Consider the following 20,738-nt stretch of genomic DNA (forward strand, 5'->3'; position numbering starts at 1 on the left):
TCTTACGCCCATGTCTGTCGACCCCCGTACCCCGGTACTGATCGGCTACGGCCAGGTCAACCACCGCGACGACACCGACTCGGTCGAACCGGTTGATCTGATGGCGACGGCGGCGCGTAATGCCGCCCACGACCGGGTGTTGCGTGCGGTCGACTCCATCCGGGTGGTGAACCTGCTCTCCGCGCGTTATCGCGATCCGGGCGCTCTGCTGGCCCAGCGGATCGGCGCCCAGCCCCGCACCACCCGCTACAGCCCGGTAGGCGGCAACGTGCCGCAGTCCTTGGTCAACCAGGCCTGCCTGGACATCCGCGACGGCCGCGCCGGAGTGGTGCTGGTGACCGGCGGCGAAACCTGGCGAACCCGAACCAGGCTGCGTCGCGCCGGCGGCAGACTGGTCTGGACCCAACAGGACGACACGGTGCCCGTCGCTGAGTGCGACGGCGAGGACGTGCCGATGGTCGGTCCGGCCGAGGAGCGCATCGGGCTGGATCGGCCCGCATATGTTTACCCCCTGTTCGAGCAGGCACTGCGTATCGCCGCGGGCGAGAAGGCGGACGACCATCGTCGCCGCATCGGCCGGCTGTGGTCGCGCTTCAATGCCGTGGCCGTCGGTAACCCACACGCCTGGATCCGCCAAGCCGTCCCCGCCGAAGAGATCTGGCAACCGGGACCGAAGAACCGGATGATCAGCTGGCCCTACACCAAGCTGATGAACTCCAACAACATGGTCGATCAGGCGGCCGCGCTGGTGCTGACCTCGGTGCAGACCGCCACCGATCTGCGGGTCCCTTCCCAGAACTGGGTTTTCCCGCTGGCCGGCGCCGATGCCCATGACACCTACGCCGTCGCCAACCGGGCCGAACTGCACCGATCGCCCGCGATCCGGATCGCCGGAGCCCGTGCGCTGGAACTGGCCGGGACCGCGATCGGCGACATCGACCACGTCGACCTGTACTCATGTTTCCCGTCCGCGGTGCAGGTCGCGGCCGCGGAACTGGGGTTGCCCGTCGACGACCCCGGCCGTGCGCTGACCGTGACCGGCGGACTCACCTTCGCCGGGGGACCGTGGAACAACTACGTGACGCATTCGATCGCCACCCTGGCAGAGCTGCTGGTGGCCAATCCGGGCCACCGCGGTCTGATCACCGCCAATGGGGGATACCTGACCAAACACAGCTTCGGCGTGTACGGCACCGAGCCACCGGCCGCCGGATTCCGTTGGGAAGACGTCCAATCCGCGGTGGACGCCGAACCCACCACGGTGTCGTCGGGGAGGTGGGCGGGAACCGGTGTGGTGGAGTCCTGGACGACGCCGTTCGACCGCGACGGCCAGCCGCAACAGGCGTTCTTGGCCGTTCGTACGCCCGACGGGGCGCGAACCATGGCGGTGATCCGGGATCCCGGAGTTGCCGAATCGACCGTGCAGGAAGACATCGCCGGAGCCGCGGTCGACGTGCATGACGACGGCACCGCGACGCTGCTCTAGGCGGGCGCCCTCATTCGGCCATCCGCTCCCGAATCCCGGCGTCGGCGGAGTAGCGCACCAATGCCGCCGCGAGTTGGGCGTTGCGGCCCTGCGACAAGGCGCCGAGCTCGCCGGCGTCGCCGGGTAAACCGAGTTCGCGTGCGGCATCCAGGGCGCGATCGTCGAACGTGGAGCGGGCCCACGGCCAGACGTCTTGGACTTCGCGGAGAAAGATGCTCGCACCCACATCGCCGATGCCGGTGAAGACCTTCAGCGCCTCGGTGGCGGCCGAGATGTCGCGCCCGCTGCGTTCGGCCAGCAGCCGGAGATCGCCCCCGTAGTTCGTCTGGGCCGTTTTGGCCAACTCGATCAGCTGACTCGAGGCACTCTCGTCATAACGACGGTAGTGCGCCCGGCCCAACGCATCGATCAGGGTCTGTCGATCGGCCTCGATGATCTTGTGGGGGGTGCGCAGCCCGCTCTTGTACAGCTCACGTGCCGCGCGGGCCGCGATGGCGGAGTCGATGGGCTTGCTGGCGAGCAGGCACAACATCAGCAGCTGAAACAGCGGCATCGGCTGGTTGCGCAGCCGGATACCAGCCTCCTGGGCGTAGGTGGTGCCCGCACGGCGGAGCAACCGGCGTACCAGTTCCTTGTCACTCGCCACGCGCCCGGAATACCCGCATCTGCGGCGGTGCAAACCCGATCTGTGTGCTGGCTGCCCGATACTAGCGCTGCAGCTGCGTCACATGTTCGGGTGAGAGTTCTGCCAGTTCCCTGACGCCGAGCAGTCGCATGGTCCGCCGGATCTGTTCGGCCAGGATGTCGATGACGCGGTCCACGCCGGCCTGTCCGCCTGCCATCAGTCCATAGAGATACGCCCGGCCGATCAACGTGGATCGGGCACCCAGCGCGAGCGCTGCGACGATGTCGGCGCCGGACATGATCCCGGTGTCCACCAGGATCTCGGTGTCGGCCCCGACCTCGCGGGCCACCGAGGGCAGCAGCTGAAACGGCACCGGAGCCCGGTCGAGCTGGCGGCCGCCGTGATTGGACAACACGATGCCGTCGACACCGAGATCGACCACGGCGCGGGCGTCGGCGAGGGTCTGGATGCCCTTGACCACGAACCGGCCCGGCCACTGGGCCTTGACCCAGGCCAGATCGTCGAAGGTCAGGCTCGGGTCGAACATCGTGTCCATGTACTCGGCAACCGTGCCGGACCACCGGTCCAGTGACGCGAACGCCAAGGGTTCGGTGGTCAGCAGGTCGAACCACCAGGCGGGGTGGACGGCGGTGTCGGCGACGGTGCGCAAGGTCAGCGCAGGCGGGATAGCCATGCCGTTGCGGATGTCGCGCCGCCGGGCTCCCGCGACCGGACAGTCGACGGTGACCAGCAGGGTGTCGTATCCGGCCTCGGCGGCACGTCGCAGCAACGCCATCGACCGTTCGCGGTCACGCCACATGTACAGCTGAAACCACCGGCGCGCTCGGGGGGCCGCGGCGGCCACGTCTTCGATGGATGCGGTGCCCAAGGTGGACAGCGAGAAAGGGATGCCGGCTGCCTGCGCGGCTCGGGCACCGGCTAGCTCGCCTGCGGTGTGCATCAGCCGGGTGAAGCCGGTCGGAGCGATCGCAAACGGCAACGCGGTCGGGGCGCCGAGAACATCGCGGCTGGTGTCGACGTGGGTGACATCCCGCAGGATCGCGGGGTGGAACTCGATGTCGCGGAAGGCCTGTCGCGCCCGCCCCAGGGAGATCTCATCCTCGGCGGCGCCATCGGTGTAGTCGAAGGCGGCCTTGGGGGTGCGCCGCTTGGCGAGACGTCGCAAGTCTTCGACGGTCAGCGCGGCCTCCAGGCGCCGCGCCGTGCTGTTCAGTCGTGGCCTGCGGAATCGGATCAAGGGCGCCAGGTCGCCAACCCTGGGAAACCGCCGCCTGTTCTCCGCCATCGCTGACTCCTTCGGAGAGACTCTACGGCGCGCGCCGGGGAGCACCCGGCGCGCGCCGATAGAGACTGGATCGCCTACTTCGCGGTGGGGTCGGCGGAGGCGGCGAAGACCGCCTGCGCCACACCGGCCACGATCGAGGCCACCTTGAGGGCTTCCAACACCGCTTCGCGGCCGATGCCCGCCTCTCGCACCACCTGCTCGTGGGAGGCGACGCACGCCTGACAACCGTTGATCGCCGACACCGCGAAACTCCACAACTCGAAGTTCGCCTTGTCGACCCCCGGGTTGCCGATGATGTTCATCCGCAATCCGGGCCGCAGGTCGTCGTAGCTGCCGTCCAGGAAGTGCCGGCCACGGTAGAACACGTTGTTCATTCCCATGATCGACGCGGCACCGAGGGCGGCCTGGTAGGCCTCCGCAGACAGGTTGTCGGCGGCCTCGGATCCGATCTCGGCCAATACCGTCGCGTTGCGCGTGGCGGCGGCGCTGGCCAGCAGACTGCCCCAGAGCTGCTCGTCGTTGAGGACCGTGGTGCGGGCGATCGAACCCAGGTTGAGCTTGAGGTCCTTGGCGTACTCCGGGATCGCGTTCTTGAGGTTCTCAATACTCATTGGCGCTGCTCCTCCTCATCCTGGCGCTCGGTATCGCCCGAGCGCGATTCATCCTGTCGCGATCTAGAGCGACTCTTTGAGCAGCTCGCCCACGTTCAGGGTCGCCTCGCCCTTCTTCCAGTTGCAGGCGCACAGCTCGTCGGACTGCAGTGCGTCGAGCACCCGCAGCACCTCGTCGACGTTGCGGCCCACCGAACCCGCGGTCACCGAGACGAACTGAATCTCGTTGTTGGGGTCGATGATGAAGGTGGCCCGGTCGGCAACACCGTCGGCGTTGAGCACGCCCGTCTCTCGCACCAGGTCGCGGTTGAGGTCCGACAGCATCGGGAACGGCAGGGTCTTGAGGTCCTCGTGCGTGACGCGCCAGTTGTAGTGCACGAACTCGTTGTCGGTCGAGACACCGAGAACCTGGGCGTCCCGGTCGGCGAACTCGTCGTTCAGCTTGCCGAACGCCGCGATCTCGGTGGGGCAGATGAAGGTGAAGTCCTTCGGCCAGAAGAACACGACGCGCCACTTGCCGGCGTAGTCGTCGCTGGTGATGGTGGTGAAGAGCTCATCGGGCCCGTTCACGTTCGACAGGTCGCCCCCGATCAGGGCGGTCACCTTGTAGGCCGGGAACTGGTCGCCGATAGTCAACAGTGCCATGACACTCCTTGTGATGTGAGATCTGTTTCGGGGCGCATTCGACGCCCGCACGCTCTATCGTGCCCTATCGCAATTAAAAATAAAAGGTGATACTTGGCACTATACTTATCGGCATGACCGATTCAAGCTATCAGCCCACGCTCGCGGGCCTGCGGGCCTTCGCCGCCGTGGCCGAGAAGCACCACTTCAGCCTGGCCGCGGCCGGCCTGGGCCTGAGTCAGTCAACACTGTCGCAGGCTTTGTCGTCATTGGAGGCCGGACTGGGCGTCCAACTTATCGAGCGCTCGACGCGGCGGGTCTTCCTGACGGCCGAGGGGCAGCAGCTGCTTCCCTACGCGCATGCCGTGCTGGATTCGACGGCGCAGTTCTCGGCCGCGGCGGCGGGGGTGGTCGACCCGCTGCATGGCGCCATGCGGCTGGGGTTCATCCCGACCGTGGCGCCGTACGTGCTGCCTGCGGTGCTGGCCGGCCTGGCTGGCCAATTGCCAGAGCTGCGCCTGCGGGTCATCGAAGACCAGACCGAACGTCTGCTGACCGGCCTGCGTGAGGGTGCCGTGGACGCTGCGGTGATGGCGCTGCCCTCCGAAGCTGCTGGGATGACCGAAATACCCTTGTACGAAGAAGAATTCGTGCTGGCCCTGCCGCCGGGCCATGCGCTGGCCGGCAAACGTCGGGTGCCACCGACGGCGCTCGCGGACTTGCCGCTGCTGCTGCTCGACGAGGGGCACTGTCTGCGGGATCAGACCCTGGAGATCTGCCGCAACGCGGGGGTGCGCGCGGAGTTGGCCACCACGCGTGCGGCATCGCTGGCCACCGCGGTCCAGTGCGTCAACGGCGGGCTGGGGGTGACGTTGATCCCGCAGACCGCGGTGTCGGTCGAGGCCGAGCGCAACGGCCTGGCGCTGGCCCACTTCGCTCCGCCGCAGCCCGGCCGTCGGATCGGGCTGGTGTTTCGCACCTCCAGTGGGCGAGAGGACTCCTACCGCCGCCTGGCAGGGATCATCGGCGGCGTGATCGCCGCCGGCCACCAGGTCACGCTGCCGTGAGCGGCGTGACGGCCGCGCGCGGATGTCCGCCGTTTAGGCTGCATGGGTGATCTTGACGATCGAAGACCAGAACCGGGTCCGGACCTGCACGCTCAACCGGCCCGAGGCACTCAACGCGTTCAACGAAGCCCTCTACGACGCCCTTGCCGAGGCGCTGTTGGCCGCCGCGGCGGACCCGGAGGTCGCGGTGGTGCTGCTCACCGGCGCGGGGCGCGCGTTCAGCGCCGGCACCGATCTCGCCGAGATGCAGGCCATGGTCACCGACCCCGACTTCGTGCCGGGCAAGCATGGCTTCCGGGGGCTGATCACCGCGCTGGGCCAGTTCCCCAAGCCGCTGATCTGCGCGGTCAATGGGCTGGGCCTGGGAATCGGCACCACGATCCTGGGCTACGCGGACCTGGCGTTCATGTCCTCGACGGCCCGGCTGAAATGCCCCTTCACCAGCCTGGGAGTGGCACCCGAGGCCGCGTCGTCCTACCTGCTGCCGCAGTTGATGGGACGGCAGAACGCCGCCTGGCTGTTGATGTCCTCGGAGTGGATCAACGCCCAGGAGGCGCTGCGGATGGGCTTGGTCTTCGCGGTCTGCGAACCTGAGGAGCTGGACAGCGAAGCCCGGCGCCATGCGGAAGTCCTTGCTTCCCGGCCGATTTCGAGCCTGATGGCGGTCAAGAGCGCAATGGTTGAGCCGACTCGGGCTGAGACCCGGGCCGCCGTTGAGCGGGAGAACGCCTTCTTCGCCGAACTGCTGGGCGCCCAGGCCAACGCGGAGGCGTTGGCCGAGTTCACCGGACGCCGCGGCGACGCGTCAGTGTGATCCGACGGGACTGATCTCGAACGCCAGGCGGTCCAGTGCCTGGTCACGGGTCGTTGCGCCGGCGGCCAGGGTGGCCTCGATGATGCCGCGCACGGTGCAGCGGCACCGGCCGCAGTCGCCGCCCGCTCCGCACATCGCGGCCACCTCTTTCGAGGTGCAGGCCCCAGCGGCAACAGCATCGGACACCATCTGATTGGTGGCTCCGACACACAGGCATACGTACATGGCCCGCCCCTACCGACCGTCGCCCGCGGGCGCCATCAGATCGATTGCGGCGGCGAACTTCCCGACGAACGGGCGTGGGTAGCCACCGTTGCCGTTGGCGGCCATCCACTCCGCGGCGGAGTCCGGGTTGTCGCTGAACCGCCGCGCACTCACGGCGTTGTCGAATTCCAGCAGCGTCATCACCTCATGCCCGTCGTCGACTGCCTGGTAGACCCACACTTTGCGTACCCCGGCGGCGGCGAACCGGTCGAGCCCGGCATGCACCTTGGACATCAGGTCCGCGGGGTCGGCCACGGTGGCAACCGCGCCGACGACCACCGCCGAACCGTCCATCTCGGAGCCGGGCTGGACCAGGTTGATCTTTTCGCGAACCTCACCGGCGAAGACCGCCGGCAGGTCGTTGACGCCCGAGCGGTCGAACCATTCGAAAACCGCGGGGGAGCGCAGCAACTCCTTGACCGAGGCCCGGTGGCGCAGCCCGATCGTGATCAAGACCCGGTCTGGCTCTGACTCCGAGGTGTACAGCACGGCATGGCGTGCGCCCAGGCCCAGGAGGGGGGCATGGTCGTGCTCGATCAGCGACCAGGTCCGGCCGACATCGTCGACGCGGTAGTCCAGCGCCAGCACCAGGGAATGCGGATCATTGCGATGCGAGAAACCGCTGCCCGAATTGCCGACGCGATTGCCGGGCGAAGCGAGTCTCATGTTAGTAGAGTCTAACCTAAGTAAAGCGCACCTTCCACGGGTCCGGCAGCGGACGGCGATCAGGACATCGCCCGGAGGCCCGAAGGCGGTGCGGCGATTCGACGCGCCGAGACCCGGGTAAACATCCCCCTGCGGCCGCTGGCCTGCACTAGATTGAGATTCGGCGCGTTACGGCGATCATCACCGCTCCGTCCGTCGCGGCCGGCATGCGAGGTTCTTCACACCAGAGGAGAGATCATGCAAGGCGACCCCGAGGTTCTCAAGCTGCTCAACGACCAGCTCACCAGCGAACTCACCGCGATCAACCAGTACTTCCTTCACGCGAAAATGCAGGACAACTGGGGTTTCACCGAGCTGGCCGGACACACCCGTGAAGAGTCCATGGAGGAGATGCGCCACGCCGAGGCGGTCACCGACCGGATCCTCATGCTCGGTGGCCTGCCGAACTACCAGCGGATCGGCTCTCTGCGTATCGGGCAGACCCTGCGCGAACAGTTCGAGAGCGACCTGGCGCTGGAGATCGACGTGCTCAACCGGCTCCGGCCCGGCATCGTCATGTGCCGGGAGAAGCAGGACAGCACCACCGCCAAGATCTTGGAGACCATCCTGGTCGATGAGGAGTCCCACATCGATCACCTGGAAACGCAACTGGAGCTGATGGACAAGCTCGGCGACGCGCTGTACTCAGCGCAGTGCGTGGCCCGGCCGCCCTCCTAATCGGCTAGGCAGGGGCGCCGCCCCGCTGACGCAGCGGCGACCGCCCAAGGAAAGGCGCGTATGACCGAATCGACGCCGGTCGCCGACGATGTGCGACCCGCGCCGGTCAGTCCGCACCGCCGTAACCTGATCTTCCTGGCCATCGTGTTCGGCCTGCTGATGGCCGCCCTGGACCAGACCATCGTTGCGACGGCCCTGCCTACGATCGTGTCGGATCTGGGCAACGCGGGCCGTCAGTCGTGGGTGGTGACCAGCTACCTGCTGATGTCGACCATCGCCACCATTCTGGCCGGCAAACTCGGTGATCTGTTCGGCCGCAAGCGGGTCTTCCAAACCGCGGTGCTCTGCTTCGTCGCCGGTTCGGTGCTGTGCGGTATGGCCACGTCCATGGGAATGCTGGTCGGGGCCAGGGCATTGCAGGGCCTCGGCGGTGGCGCCGTCACCGTCACCGCCGCCGCACTCATCGGCCAAGTCATCCCGCTGCGCGACCGAGGCCGCTACCAGGGCATGCTCGGCGCGGTCTTCGGCGTCACCACGGTGATCGGACCCCTGCTGGGTGGGTACGTGACCGACTACCTCACCTGGCGGTGGGCATTCTGGATCAATCTGCCGATTTCGGTGGTCGTGTTGATCGTTGCCGGGGCGGCCATCCCCGCCCTGGCGGGGCACGCCAAACCTGTCATCGACTACGCCGGGATCGTATTGATCGGCACGGGCGCCACCGGATTGACGCTCGCCACCAGCTGGGGTGGCACGCGCTACGCATGGGGGTCACCGGTCATCATCGGTCTCTTCGTCGGCTCAGCAGCAGCACTCGCGGTGTTCGTCTGGGTGGAGAGCCGGGCCGCGGCGCCCATCCTGCCCACCCGGTTGTTCGCCGACCCGGTGTTCGCCGTGTGCTGCGTCCTGGCTTTCGTCGTGGGTTTCGCGATGCTGGGTGCGCTCACCTTCCTGCCCACCTTCATGCAGTACGTCGACGGAGTCTCGGCCATCACGTCGGGCCTGCGAACGCTGCCGATGGTGGTGGGCATGCTGCTGACCTCCACCGGCAGCGGTGCCCTGGTCGGACGCACCGGCCGCTACAAGATCTTCCCGGTGGTCGGCACGGCGTTGATGACGATCGCCTTCGCGTTGATGTCGCAGATGGACGCGGCCACGCCGGCGCTGATTCAGTCGGTCTACCTGGTGATCTTGGGCGCCGGGATCGGACTGTCGATGCAAGTCCTGGTCTTGGTCGTGCAGAACACCTCCAGTTTCGCCGACCTCGGTGTCGCCACATCCGGGGTCACGTTCTTCCGCACCATCGGCAGCTCGTTCGGCGCCGCCGTGTTCGGGTCGCTGTTCGTGAACTTCCTGGGCCACCGGCTGGGTCCGGCCCTGAGCAGCGCCGGACTGGCCGCCGGGGCGGCCGACTCGCCCGAGGCCGTGCGCCGGTTGTCGCCCCAGCAGGCGCATCCGATCGTGGCGGCCTATGCCGATGCGCTCGGGCAGGTTTTCCTGTGCGCTGCGCCGGTCGCGCTGCTCGGCTTCGTGCTGGCGCTGTTTCTGCGCGAGGTCCCGCTCAAGGAGTTGCACGACAACGCCGTCGACCTCGGCGATGGGTTCGGCATGCCCACCACGGCGTCCTCGGACGAACTGTTGGAGAAGGCTGTCGGCCGACTTCTGCACAACGAGCCCGGAATGCGGCTGCGCTCCATCGCGATGCGGCCCGACTGCCAGCTCGACGTGGCCGGGCTGTGGACGGTCCTGCGCATCTACCGCTACACGCAGGTGTTTCGCACCGCACGGCTCAGCGACATCGGTACGCGCCTGCGGGTGCCCTACGAAATCCTCGAGCCCACCGTCGATCGTCTGGTGGAACAGGGGTATGCGCTGCGCGACGGTGATCATCTGGGGCTCACCCGCGCGGGCCTGCGTCAGGTCGGATTCGTGTCCTCGCTCGTGCAGGACTGGGTGGTGGACAAACTGGCGCGATCGCCCGGCTTCGAGGGCCGCCCGGATCGCGCCGAGGTCGGGGCCGCGTTGGAGCGGATCGCCCGGCGGGCACTGATCGATCCCGATGATGCGGGGGAGTCCGCGGAGTTCGCCAGCACTGCCCACCGCTGACCGGCGATCCGCGTCGACCGGCTCCGCCGGCCTAGCGATCGCCGCGGTGCCTGATGGCGGCGATCCGCGTCGACCGGCTCCGCCGGCCTGGCGATCGCCGCTAGTATCCCTAACCATGAGCCGAATCGGGAGCTTTGCCGCGGACGATGTCATGGGCTGGATGGTCAAATCGCCCGACCTGGCAGCAGGTATCGGCGGCTTCAGCGCCGCGGTGTACAACGCGGGCCGCCTGCCGATGCGCACCCGAGAGCTGGCCCGCATGGTGATCGCCTTCGACAACGAATGCACCGTCTGCGTCAACACCCGCGACGCCGACGGCCCGGCGGCCGGGGTCGACGAGGACCTCTACGAGCACGCGGCGGAGTGGCGGACGTGGCCCGGATACAGCCCGCAGGAACGTCTCGCCGCCGAGTTCGCCCACCGATTCGCCACCGATCACACCGGCCTGCGCGACGACGAGGACTTCTGGTCGCGGTGCGCACCGCACTTCACCGATGAGCTGCTCGCGGACCTGGCGTTGTCGTGTGCGCTCTGGGTCGGGATGGGACGCGTGCTGCGCACCCTGGACATCGGACAGGCCTGCTCGCTGACCCTGCCCAGCCGCGCTTGAGCCGTACAGGACGGCCGCGCCGGATCGGATGGGCGCTGGCCGCCGCGGCCGCCGCTGCGGGGGTCGGGGCCGCCGGATTCGCCGCGCGCCGGATCAGCGGCCCGCGAAATCGCAAGCTGAGTGAGTCGCCGCTGAGCCCGGAGTGGACGGCCGGGCCGGCACGCTACGGCGTCGGGGTCCACCGCAACGTCGCAGTGGAGATGAGCGACGGTGTGGTGCTGCGGGCCAACATCCATTACCCGACGGATCCCGAGACGGGGGAGCCGGCCGCCGGGCCGTTCCCCGTCCTGCTGTCGATGACGCCCTACGGCAAGCTGGCGCCGCCGCCGGCGGCACAGCTCGGTGGGGGGCCCACACCTCGGCTGATCCGGCGCGGCTATATCGAGGTGATGGTCGACGTCCGCGGTACCGGGACATCCGGCGGATCCTTCGAGATGATGGGCCCGGTTCAGGCACGAGACGGGGCTGAGCTGGTCACCTGGGCGTCGGCCCTGCCGAATTCCAATGGCCGCGTCGGATTGTTCGGAATCTCCTACCTGGCGATCAACCAGCTGTTCACCGCGGCCGCGGTGGGTCCCGATTCACCGCTGAAGGCGATCTTCCCGGTGATGGCCACCAACGACTTCTATCGTGACGTCGCCACGATGGGTGGCGCCCCGCACATGCTGGCAGTGCGCGGCTACAGCGCGGTCTACGCGCTGCTCAACGTGGTCAGCCCGACGCTGGAATTCGTCACCCCCGGCCGGCACCCGAGGCCCCGGGCCGGTGGGCTCGCGGCGGTTCGTCAGCGTGGCAAAGACCAGCGCAACTACTTCGGACCACTGATCGCCGAGGTGCAGGCCGGTGGTGACGCCGCCTATGCCGGTCCGCTGTGGGACAGCATGTGCCCCGACCAGATCTTGCCCCAAGTCGCCGCCAACAACGTCGCAGTGTTCCTGGTCGGCGGCTGGCACGACGCCTTCCAGCGGGGCGAGCCGCTCAATTACGCCGCGCTGCAGAACGCCTACACCGGCCGGCCGCCGAGCGCACCGATGCAACCCGGGCAAACCCTGACCGACCGGGTCAAGCTGCTGATGGGCCCCTGGTATCACGTGTCGGACTTCGACGGCTTGCAGATGCAGGATCTGCAACTACGGTGGTTCGACTACTGGCTGAAAGACGATGAGGCCGCAGCCATCTCGGGCCCGCCCTTTGCGTTCCAGCCGATCGGCGACCGACGCTGGTACCACACCCGCGAGTACCCGATACCCGAAGCGACACCGACTCGGCTGTACCTGGCCCAGGCAGGCTTGCTCAGCGCCGACCCGCCCGAAGGGCCGAGCTTGGCGGCGTTGCCCTACCGCTCCCGCGGCCCGGTCTCGGGCCGCAGCCTGGAGCAGTGGTCGTTGGGACTGAACAGCTATGCGACGACGGCTGCCGGCGGTCGCACCCGTCATGACCAAGACAACCGCCGGGCGCAACGCGGCGCGCTGACCTACACCACCGAGCCGTTCGACTCACCCACCCTGCTCGCCGGCCCGATCATGCTGCGCGTGCAGGCGACGGCCGACACCACCGAGACGCTGTGGGTCGCACACCTCGACGATGTGGCGCCCGACGGGGTCAACCGCCCGCTGACCATGGGTGCGCTGCTCGGTTCGCACCGCGAGTTGGACCCCGACCGCACCTGGTATCTGCCGGACGGCACCGTGCTGCGCCCGCATCACATCAGCACTCGAGCCGCGGTACGGCCGGTGGTGCCCGGCGAGCTGACCAGCTATGACATCGAGGTCTTTCCCACCGCGGCGTTGTTCGAGCCGGGGCACCGTCTGCGACTGACGTTGACCACCTACGACTTTCCGCACCTGGTGCCAAACGCGCCGGCGCGCGAGGCGTTGGCGGGCGGCCTGTATCACGTGCACCAGGGTGGGCCCACCCCGTCGTTCCTGCTGGTGCCGCTGGCCGACCCCGACAGTCTGAGCTGACCGAACAGCCCGCTACCGCGGTGTCTCTACTGCGGTGTCTCCAGCGCGACGTCCCGGATTCGTTCCAGGGTGCGGCGCATGTCGCGAATGTTGTTGCGTTGCCGCAGAAAACCGCCGAACACCCAGTAATACACCTTGGTCAGGAAGGACTCGGTCAGCCGGAACGACTCGGTGACGTCCGTGCCGTCGGCGGTGGGACTGAGCTCGTAGCGCCAGTGATTGACCGCACGATCACCGGCGAGCACGTCGAAGCCGAACACCCGATTCGGTTCGCACTCGGTGACCCGACACGTCGTCCAGTACACCGGACCGATCCCATTGCGCCGAACATGGCCGCGAAACCGAGCGCCCACCGCGGGACCGTCGGCGCCGTCGAGCCATTCGGCCTCAAAGGTCTCCGGTGAGAATTTTCCGATATTGCGGACGTCGGCCACCAGATCCCAGATCCGCTCGGCCGGAACCGGCATATGCACTGTCGCAGAACCCTGCATGACGGCAATCCAATCACGTTGGCGGCAGCAGGGTAACCCCCTGCTGGAAAAGTACTGGGCCCCACCCGCAATCGGGTAGGGCCCAGTTTGGAGAACGAAATCGGCCGATCAGGCGATCAGCTGCCCCCGGGTGTGGCACCGAGGTGGCTCTGCAGGTCCGGCTTCATGGCCTGCAGCTGCTGTCCCCAGTACTCCCAGCTGTGGGTGCCGTAGTCGGGGAAGTTGAAGATCGCGTTGTTGCCGCCGGCCGCGGTGTAGAGCTCCTGGAACTTCTTGTTCTGGCCGATCATGAAGTTGCCCTCAAGGAACGTTGCGGGGATGTTGTCGCCGCCCAGCTCGTTGGGGCGACCATTACCGCAGTAGACCCACAGGCGGGTGTTGTTGGCAACCAGCTTGTCGACGTTGACCGTCGGGTCGTTGCGCAGCCACGCCGGGTCACTGTCGGGACCCCACATGTCTTCCTTCTTGTAGCCGCCCGCGTCACCCATCGCCAGACCGATCCAGCTCTTGCCGTCGGACGGGTTGATGTAGCCGGACAGCGAGCCGGCGTAGGTGAACTGGTTGGGGTGGTAGATTGCCAGCGTCAGCGCCGAGGCGCCGGCCATCGACAGGCCGACCGCGGCGTTGCGGCTCTGGCTCACGCCGTACTCCGAGGCCAGGTAGGCCGGCAGCTCGCTGGTCAGGAAGGTCTCCCACTTGTAGGTGGAGCAGCCCGCCTTGCCGCAGGCCGGCTTGTACCAGTCGCTGTAGAAGCTGGACTGGCCACCGACCGGCATGATCACCGAAATGCCCGACTGGTAGTACCACTCGAAGGCCGGGGTGTTGATGTCCCAGCCGTTGTAGTCGTCCTGGGCCCGCATGCCGTCGAGCAGATACAGGCCCGGGGAACCCGAGCCACCGCTCTGGAACTGGACTTTGATGTCACGGCCCATACCCGCCGAAGGCACCTGCAGGTACTCGACCGGCAGACCCGGCCGGGAGAACGCCGATGCGGTCGCCTCGCCACCTGTCAGACCGATCAGGCCCGGCAGCGCTGCAGCAGCCACGGCGCCGACCAAAAGTCGGCGTGCCCAGCGCAATCCCTTGGTCACGTCTGTCATTCCTGCCCCTTGTCGTCGTGCTGTGGAACGTTCAATCTCTCGATCGCGACGCCACTTGCGCCACCACTTTCGGCATCGGCCCTAACACGCAGCAACGGCCGCGTTCAATAACTCCAGCGGCCGTCCGGATCCGACTCGTCCCATAGCATACCCGATTTTTGCCCGAGACCCGGTTAGGACATGCATGATGACGCGCGTAGGCTCGCGACCGGTAACCCGACAGAACCACACTGTCCTTGCGCGGTCCCCCTCCGCGGTTCCAGTGCTGTGCCGTCCCGTTCACGGGTGCGGCCAAGTACCGGGTCTGAGGTGGTGAAATCGCAGGCCAGGACGATTGGGGCACGCGATTTTGGACACCGTACTAGGCCTGGCGATCACGCCGTCGACCATCGGCTGGGTGATCGCCGATCTCGGGAGCCCTGGCTGCCCGACACGTGACGGTGAAGAGGTGCGTGTCGCCGACGCAGATGCCGGCTCCGATGCGGCCGCCTTGGCCGAGCAGGCCGGCGCGGTGGCTGCCCAGATCTGCGCCACGCTGGCCGCCCGCGGTGAGCGGCTGCATGGGCTGGCGGTGACCTGGAGCGATGACGCCGCAGTCGGCGTGGCCCTGTTGCTGGAGGCGCTGGCAGATGCAGGTGTCGAACACGTGGTCCCGGTGCGCTACGGCCAGGCCGCCGAAGCGCTGGCCTGCGGAATCGGTCCACGAGGAGCGCAGCCCGCTGTCTGCATCGTCGAGGCCGACGTGGCCACCCTGGTGTTGCCCGACCCCTCTGGAGGCGCCAGTCCGCTCGTCACCGCCTGTCCGATCAGCGGGATCGACGATGTGGCCGGCTGGCTTCGTGATGCCGTGCGGGCGGGAGACCGGCGACCGGACGCCCTGATGGTGGCCGGGTCGGTGCGGGGCATGGATCGCCTGGGACGCCGTCTGGAATCCACGCTGTCGATGCCGGTGTTTGTTCAGGGCGGCGCGTTACAGGCGCTGGCTCGGGGCGCGGCACTGACGCTGGCACCTCATGCCGAACTGACCGCAGCGTCCCTTGATGCTGCTGCGGGGGGTATGCCGGCGGGAGCTATCGGGCTGCTGCGTGCCCGGCCGCTGTCCTATGTCGCGGCGCTGCTGTTACTGGCGGGTGGAGTGGTGACCTTGGTGGCCTCGGTCGCCGCTGCACTGAGCCTCCAGCTGGGCCCGGGCAGGGAAGTCCCGGATCCGCCGCCCCAGCGCGCGACGGTGGCGCGCGTCGCCGTGCCCGCGGCGCCGTCAGCGGCCGCCCCGGCCCCGGCTCCGCCCCCTGTCCCAGCGGCACCCCCGACTGACCTGCCCGAAAATGCGCCCGCCGAGGTCGGGTCGCTGTGGGATGCGCCGGCGGATGACCCGGAACTGTCGCTTGCCGTGCCGGCGGAATTTCCTTCCCAGCTGGAACGCATCCGGGACCACATCTTCGGCCCGCCGGTCCGCTGAGTCAGGCACTGCCCGCCGTGTCGGCGGTTCCGGTGAAGGACACCGTGACCTCATCGGCGACCTGCATCGCTCCCATCAACATCGAATAGCGCCGCACGCCGAAATCACTGTGGCGCACCTGGGTGTCGGCGCTGACCTGCCACGAGCCGCCGTCCTCGGCGGCTGCGACCGTGATCACGTGCTGTTTGGTGCGTCCGTGGATCTCCAACTCGCCGGTCAGCCGATACCCGTCGTCGGTCGGCGCGATGTCGGTGGCGGTGAATCGGATCAGCGGATGCTTGGAGCTGTCGAGGCATTTGAGCGCGTTGGCCCGGATCAGCGTCTTCTCGGGGGCCGTCAACGGGGTCATGCCGCCTTCGCCCTGCAATACCCGCAGCGAGTCCACCTCGACGGTCAGCTCCACGGCCTTCGGTCGCGTGCCGTCCCAGGTGACTGCTGCCTCCCAGCGGTCCATCACGATCGTGAGCCGGTGGCCCATCTTCGATGCGCGGCCCGCCACGCCGGTCTTGACCAGCAGCTGGCCGTGCGAGGGGTCGAGCTTCGCCTGTGTTGCGCTCATCCGCGGCACTCTAGCGTTCCCGGCCAACGAGGGGGTTTCGATGGATTCGCGAGAGCACGCCGCGGCCACCCGTTAGGCTCTGACGCGTCGCCGATGGGTGGCCTGGAACGACAGACTGAGGGCGAAGAATGATTCGTGAACTAGCTGCAGCTGCTTTCATCGCGGGAGTCGCGGGTGCCGTTGCTGTCGGCGCCGCGCCGGACGCCGCGGCCTACCCAGGTGACGTGCCGGGCATGGTCGATGGCCAGCGGCAGGGCGATGCCTGCTTCAGCTGGGAGCGCTTCATCTACGGGCACGGCCCCAACGGCCAGGCGCTGGCCTGTCACTTCATCGCCAACCAGTTTCCGGCCAAGGACACCGGGTTCTGGCAGATCTCCTACCCGCTGTACGGCGTTCAGGAGATCGGCTCGCCGTGCCCCAACCCGCAGTCGGCCGCACAATCGACCGACGGACTGCCGCTGCTGTGCCTGGGAGCGCGCGGCTGGCAGCCCGGTATCTACACCGGTGGCATCGGCCCCTACTTCCCGCCGGGAATCGCCCAGGTCGGCTGACCGAACCGTGGTGAGGGCGTCCGGCCTCTCGGTGGATCAGCGGTTGCCCAGGCAGCTGCGCTAGCTTCGAGCGGATGGCGACGGCCACGGTGAGGAGCGGCGGGCTATGCGACTGGGCATGATCGGTCTGGGCCGGATGGGCGCCAATCTCGTTCGCAGGCTTGTCGACGGCGGCCATGAATGTGTGGTCTATGACCACAACACCGAGGCGGTCGCGGCGCTTGCCGCCGAGCCCAACACCACCGGGGTGGCCTCCCTGACCGAGCTCGCGGCCGAGCTGTCCGGCCCCCGTGTGGTGTGGGTGATGGTGCCCGCCGGTGATATCACCACCGGCGTCATTGAAGAGCTCGCCGGCGTGCTGGCGGCCGGAGACATCGTGATCGACGGCGGTAACTCCTATTACCGCGACGACATAAAGCACGCAAAAATATTGTCAGACAAGGGCATTCGCTTGCTTGACTGTGGCACAAGCGGCGGCGTGTGGGGGCGCGAGCGCGGGTACTGTCTCATGATCGGTGGGGATCGCCCTGCGTTCGATCAGGCCGAGCCGATCTTCGCCACGGTGGCTCCGGGCGTGGATGCGGCGCCGCGCACGCCAGGCCGCGCGGGTGAGATCTCCCAGGCCGAGAACGGTTACCTCTATTGCGGCCCGACGGGAGCCGGGCACTTCGTGAAGATGGTTCACAACGGCATCGAGTACGGGATGATGGCCTCGATCGCGGAGGGCCTGAACATCCTGCACCACGCCGACATCGGCACGCACAACCAGCAGGGCGACGCGGAAACCGCGCCCTTGGCCAACCCCGAGTTCTATCGGTATGACATCGACGTCGCTCAGGTCGCCGAGGTCTGGCGGCGGGGCAGTGTGATCGGCTCCTGGCTGCTGGACCTGACTGCCGGCGCCTTGCAGAAGTCGCCGGATCTGGAGGAATTCGCCGGCCGGGTGTCCGATTCCGGGGAAGGGCGCTGGACCGTGATCGCCGCGATCGACGAGGGCGTGCCGGCGCCGGTGCTCACCACGGCACTGTATTCGCGATTCGACTCGCGTCAGCTGTTCGCGTTCGGCGCGAAGGTGCTCTCGGCGATGCGTAAGCAGTTCGGCGGGCACGACGAGAAGCCCGGGTGAGCGCTCCAGTCGCACTGCGCTGCTGACGCCAACGGGCTCACCTTCGCGATTGATCGCGAGGGTGAGCCCGTTGCAGCTGCTCTGGTTACCGCTGGTCCCCAGCGGTGGTCGATCTAGACGCCCGAGGCCTCGTTGAGCGCTTCGAGGGTGCTGGTCGCCTCGAGGTACTCCTGAACCCACCGCTGCATGACGGTGGCGGTCTTCTCCACCTTGGTGAACTGCCCGACGACCTGGCCGACCGGGTTGAATGCGACGTCCACGGTCTCGTTCGGGTACTTGTTCGTGGCGCGCACGGCCATGCCGGAGACCATGTACTGCAGCGGCATACCCAGCGGCTTGGGGTTCTCCGGCGCTTCCCACGCCTCGGTCCACTCATTACGCAGCATCCGCGCCGGCTTGCCGGTGAAGGAGCGGCTGCGAACGGTGTCGCGGCTGCCGGCCTTGATGTAGGCGGCGTGCTGGGCTTCGGTGTTCGACGACTCCTCGACCATCAGCCACTGTGAACCGGTCCACGCACCCTGCGCGCCCAGTGCCAGCGCCGCCGCGATCTGCTGACCGCTGCCGATACCGCCCGCGGCCAGCACGGGAACCGGTGCCACCGCCTTGACGACCTCGGGCCACAGCACGATCGAGCCGACGTCGCCGCAGTGGCCGCCGGCCTCGCCGCCCTGGGCGATGATGATGTCGACACCGGCCGCGGCGTGCTTCTGGGCCTGACGGGCAGAGCCGCACAGCGCGGCAACCTTACGGCCGGATTCGTGGATGTGCTTGATCATGTCCGCCGGGGGAGTGCCCAGCGCGTTGGCGATCATCGTCACCTTCGGGTGCTGCAACGCCACCTCGACCTGGGGGGTGGCGGTCGCCTCGGTCCAGCCGAGGAGCTGCAGGCTGTCCTCGTCGGCGTTCTCGACGGGCACACCGTGGTCGGCCAGCAACTTCTTGCCGAAGTCGAGGTGCTGCTGAGGCACCAGCTTGCGCAGCGAGTCGGCCAGCTCTTCGGCGGACTGCCCGGAGTCCATGCCCTCGTACTTGTTGGGGATCACGATGTCGACGCCGTACGGGTGGTCCCCGATGTTCTCGTCGATCCACTTCAGCTCGATCTCGAGCTGCTCCGGCGTGAAGCCCACCGCGCCCAGCACCCCGAATCCACCGGCCTTACTCACCGCGACGACCACGTCGCGACAGTGGGTAAAAGCGAAGATCGGGAACTCGATGCCGAGTTCGTCGCAGAGGGGAGTGTGCATGACCTACTCCTTAAACGGGGCCGGTTGATTGAAGTGAAACGTGTTCTAATTAAGTACCAGATGCGGCGTCACGAGGCCAGTCAGGCCAAGGTGGGCTGGTAGAACCTAACACTACCGGCAATCGTGTCTAGGAGCATCGGGCGTCTCAGCGGGTGGAGACCGCGCGCAGCAGTGCGGCCCCGAAACCCGCGGCGCGGCGCAGCGATCGGCCGCCGGTTCTGCCGGGTGCGGCGATGCGCAGCACCGGCCACCCGTGGGTGGCGGCCAAGGCCGCCAACCGGGGACGCGGATTCACCGGTCGAGGCCGGCCCACCAGCGACATCAGCGCGGCATCCTCGTCGCCGTCGGCGTAGAAGAAGCTCTCGGTGAGGTCGACGTCGTTGTCGGCGCAGAACTGCTGCACCGTGGTCGCCTTCTGCGGTCCCCACACCACGGGCTTGACGATGTCGCCGGTCAGGAGCCCCGACGCGTCGACGTCGAACCGGTTGCACAGCACCTGCTCGATGCCCAGAAACCGGGCGACCGGAACGGCGTGGATGGTCAGCGCCGAGGAACTGAGCACCACGGTGTGCCCACGCCGCTGATGCGCGCGCACGATCTCGTGCATGTGCGGATAGATCCGCCCGGTGATGTGGTCAGCGAAAAGACGTGCGCCCACCTGGTCGAGTTCCCGGAGGGACTCGCCACGCAGATATCCGGCGGCTCGCACCAGGAGCCGTTCGAACTGCATGCGTCCCAGTCGGTACCGCACGGCCGCCTCGACGACACCGAGCACCTCGCCGGCTCTGGCCTGACGCCGGCGGATCCGGTCGCCGGCATGCGCGGTGGCCGTGAAGCCCGCCACCAGCGTGCCGTCCAGGTCGAAAAAGGCACCGACCCGGGCGCCCGGCTCGGCGTTGGCGACATCGGCGATCAGATCGCTCGGTACGGCGGCCATCGCCGTCGATGGTACGGCCGGCGCGCACGTGTCGCAGTTGACCACGCGCCGCGCGACACGGTGACGCGGTGGGCAGCTGATAGCGTGGTTGGACTATGAATGGAAAGGTCGGCGCATTGAGCACTGAGACCAGTGAGAACACCGCGACCGATGTGCGGGAAACCCTGTCGGAGACGGCAGAGCAGCACGGCTGGCGGCGTACCCAGCGCGAACGCGTCGATATCTACAGCCGCGGGATTTACCAGATCCACGCGATCTGGCGGGACAGCAGCACCCTCAATGGCGGAGCGCACTACGAGGACTCGATTCTGCTGACATACACCACCGAACTTCCGAAGACTCAGGGCTGGTTGTCGCGCTGAGACCGGCTCGGTAACTGCCGCGGCTCCGGTTCGCAACGGTTGCATAAAC

22 protein-coding genes are annotated in these 20,738 nt (G+C 67.6%); 11 read left to right on the top strand and 11 right to left on the bottom strand.

Features of this window, described 5'->3' with window-relative positions; translation table 11 throughout:
- Positions 1-10 precede the first annotated feature (10 nt).
- Positions 11-1,486: an acetyl-CoA acetyltransferase gene (locus tag BST15_RS05460; RefSeq protein WP_046190972.1), complete on the top strand. Its 1,476-nt coding sequence runs from the start codon at positions 11-13 to the stop codon at positions 1,484-1,486.
- Positions 1,487-1,496: 10 nt separating this feature from the next.
- On the opposite strand, the gene BST15_RS05465 is transcribed toward BST15_RS05460, so the two are convergent.
- The 4 genes from BST15_RS05465 to BST15_RS05480 all read right to left on the bottom strand — a co-directional run bounded on the left by BST15_RS05465 (position 1,497) and on the right by BST15_RS05480 (position 4,673).
- Complete coding sequence (locus BST15_RS05465; protein ID WP_046190973.1) at positions 1,497-2,132, bottom strand: hypothetical protein; 636 nt, start codon at positions 2,130-2,132, stop codon at positions 1,497-1,499.
- 61 nt (positions 2,133-2,193) lie between these two features.
- The gene (locus BST15_RS05470) at positions 2,194-3,417 is read right to left on the bottom strand and encodes an alpha-hydroxy acid oxidase (protein ID WP_046190974.1); all 1,224 of its coding nucleotides are present in this window, start codon (positions 3,415-3,417) and stop codon (positions 2,194-2,196) included.
- Positions 3,418-3,491: 74 nt separating this feature from the next.
- Positions 3,492-4,028, bottom strand: coding sequence for an alkylhydroperoxidase, AhpD family (gene ahpD, locus BST15_RS05475; RefSeq protein WP_046190998.1), 537 nt, complete (start codon positions 4,026-4,028; stop codon positions 3,492-3,494).
- 63 nt (positions 4,029-4,091) lie between these two features.
- Entirely contained in the window at positions 4,092-4,673 is a 582-nt protein-coding gene (locus BST15_RS05480; protein ID WP_046190997.1) for a peroxiredoxin, read from the bottom strand.
- Positions 4,674-4,786: 113 nt separating this feature from the next.
- Between BST15_RS05480 and BST15_RS05485 the strand changes: the two genes are divergently transcribed.
- Together BST15_RS05485 and BST15_RS05490 are read left to right on the top strand one after the other, a co-directional pair.
- Positions 4,787-5,719, top strand: a complete 933-nt coding sequence (locus tag BST15_RS05485) for a hydrogen peroxide-inducible genes activator (protein ID WP_046190996.1) — start codon at positions 4,787-4,789, stop codon at positions 5,717-5,719.
- A 46-nt stretch (positions 5,720-5,765) separates the two neighbouring features.
- Entirely contained in the window at positions 5,766-6,533 is a 768-nt protein-coding gene (locus tag BST15_RS05490) for an enoyl-CoA hydratase/isomerase family protein (protein WP_046190995.1), read from the top strand.
- Here BST15_RS05490 and BST15_RS05495 read toward each other — a convergent pair.
- A complete protein-coding gene (locus BST15_RS05495) occupies positions 6,525-6,758 on the bottom strand; it encodes a (2Fe-2S)-binding protein (RefSeq protein WP_046190994.1) in 234 nt (77 codons plus the stop codon). The genes BST15_RS05490 and BST15_RS05495 overlap by 9 nt on opposite strands.
- A gap of 9 nt (positions 6,759-6,767) precedes the next feature.
- Positions 6,768-7,463 (bottom strand): fatty-acid--CoA ligase, encoded by a 696-nt coding sequence (locus BST15_RS05500; RefSeq protein ID WP_109370728.1) that lies wholly within the window; start codon positions 7,461-7,463, stop codon positions 6,768-6,770.
- A 237-nt stretch (positions 7,464-7,700) separates the two neighbouring features.
- Between BST15_RS05500 and bfr the strand changes: the two genes are divergently transcribed.
- The 4 genes from bfr (at position 7,701) to BST15_RS05520 (ending at position 12,860) form a co-directional block, all read left to right on the top strand.
- On the top strand, positions 7,701-8,180 hold the full coding sequence (gene bfr, locus BST15_RS05505) for a bacterioferritin (protein ID WP_046190993.1): 480 nt from the start codon (positions 7,701-7,703) through the stop codon (positions 8,178-8,180).
- Between the two features lie 60 nt (positions 8,181-8,240).
- Entirely contained in the window at positions 8,241-10,286 is a 2,046-nt protein-coding gene (locus BST15_RS05510; protein WP_046190992.1) for an MDR family MFS transporter, read from the top strand.
- 115 nt (positions 10,287-10,401) lie between these two features.
- Positions 10,402-10,896: a carboxymuconolactone decarboxylase family protein gene (locus tag BST15_RS05515; RefSeq protein WP_046190991.1), complete on the top strand. Its 495-nt coding sequence runs from the start codon at positions 10,402-10,404 to the stop codon at positions 10,894-10,896.
- A 200-nt stretch (positions 10,897-11,096) separates the two neighbouring features.
- Entirely contained in the window at positions 11,097-12,860 is a 1,764-nt protein-coding gene (locus BST15_RS05520) for a CocE/NonD family hydrolase (RefSeq protein WP_046191000.1), read from the top strand.
- A 26-nt stretch (positions 12,861-12,886) separates the two neighbouring features.
- Here the strand turns inward: BST15_RS05520 and BST15_RS05525 are convergent, their stop codons facing one another.
- Positions 12,887-13,351, bottom strand: coding sequence for an SRPBCC family protein (locus BST15_RS05525; RefSeq protein ID WP_083070843.1), 465 nt, complete (start codon positions 13,349-13,351; stop codon positions 12,887-12,889).
- 116 nt (positions 13,352-13,467) lie between these two features.
- Positions 13,468-14,451 carry an esterase family protein gene (locus BST15_RS05530; protein WP_046190989.1) on the bottom strand — a complete coding sequence of 328 codons (984 nt, stop codon included), beginning with the start codon at positions 14,449-14,451 and terminating at the stop codon, positions 13,468-13,470.
- Between the two features lie 349 nt (positions 14,452-14,800).
- Here BST15_RS05530 and BST15_RS05535 point away from each other — a divergent pair, with 349 nt between their 5' ends.
- Complete coding sequence (locus BST15_RS05535) at positions 14,801-15,910, top strand: DUF7159 family protein (RefSeq protein WP_083070844.1); 1,110 nt, start codon at positions 14,801-14,803, stop codon at positions 15,908-15,910.
- A gap of 1 nt (position 15,911) precedes the next feature.
- On the opposite strand, the gene BST15_RS05540 is transcribed toward BST15_RS05535, so the two are convergent.
- Positions 15,912-16,469: a YceI family protein gene (locus BST15_RS05540; protein WP_046190789.1), complete on the bottom strand. Its 558-nt coding sequence runs from the start codon at positions 16,467-16,469 to the stop codon at positions 15,912-15,914.
- 128 nt (positions 16,470-16,597) lie between these two features.
- Between BST15_RS05540 and BST15_RS05545 the strand changes: the two genes are divergently transcribed.
- Both BST15_RS05545 and gnd read left to right on the top strand, forming a co-directional pair.
- The gene (locus tag BST15_RS05545) at positions 16,598-17,020 is read left to right on the top strand and encodes a hypothetical protein (RefSeq protein ID WP_046190788.1); all 423 of its coding nucleotides are present in this window, start codon (positions 16,598-16,600) and stop codon (positions 17,018-17,020) included.
- A gap of 106 nt (positions 17,021-17,126) precedes the next feature.
- Complete coding sequence (gene gnd, locus BST15_RS05550) at positions 17,127-18,146, top strand: phosphogluconate dehydrogenase (NAD(+)-dependent, decarboxylating) (protein ID WP_046190787.1); 1,020 nt, start codon at positions 17,127-17,129, stop codon at positions 18,144-18,146.
- Positions 18,147-18,259: 113 nt separating this feature from the next.
- On the opposite strand, the gene BST15_RS05555 is transcribed toward gnd, so the two are convergent.
- On the bottom strand, positions 18,260-19,390 hold the full coding sequence (locus BST15_RS05555; RefSeq protein ID WP_046190786.1) for a nitronate monooxygenase: 1,131 nt from the start codon (positions 19,388-19,390) through the stop codon (positions 18,260-18,262).
- A 145-nt stretch (positions 19,391-19,535) separates the two neighbouring features.
- Positions 19,536-20,327 carry an HAD family hydrolase gene (locus tag BST15_RS05560; protein WP_046190785.1) on the bottom strand — a complete coding sequence of 264 codons (792 nt, stop codon included), beginning with the start codon at positions 20,325-20,327 and terminating at the stop codon, positions 19,536-19,538.
- 95 nt (positions 20,328-20,422) lie between these two features.
- Between BST15_RS05560 and BST15_RS05565 the strand changes: the two genes are divergently transcribed.
- A complete protein-coding gene (locus BST15_RS05565) occupies positions 20,423-20,689 on the top strand; it encodes a hypothetical protein (RefSeq protein WP_046190784.1) in 267 nt (88 codons plus the stop codon).
- The last annotated feature ends 49 nt before the right edge of the window (positions 20,690-20,738 follow it).

The sequence above is a fragment of the Mycolicibacter arupensis genome (assembly GCF_002086515.1).
In the GTDB taxonomy this organism is placed as follows: Bacteria; Actinomycetota; Actinomycetes; order Mycobacteriales; family Mycobacteriaceae; genus Mycobacterium; species Mycobacterium arupense.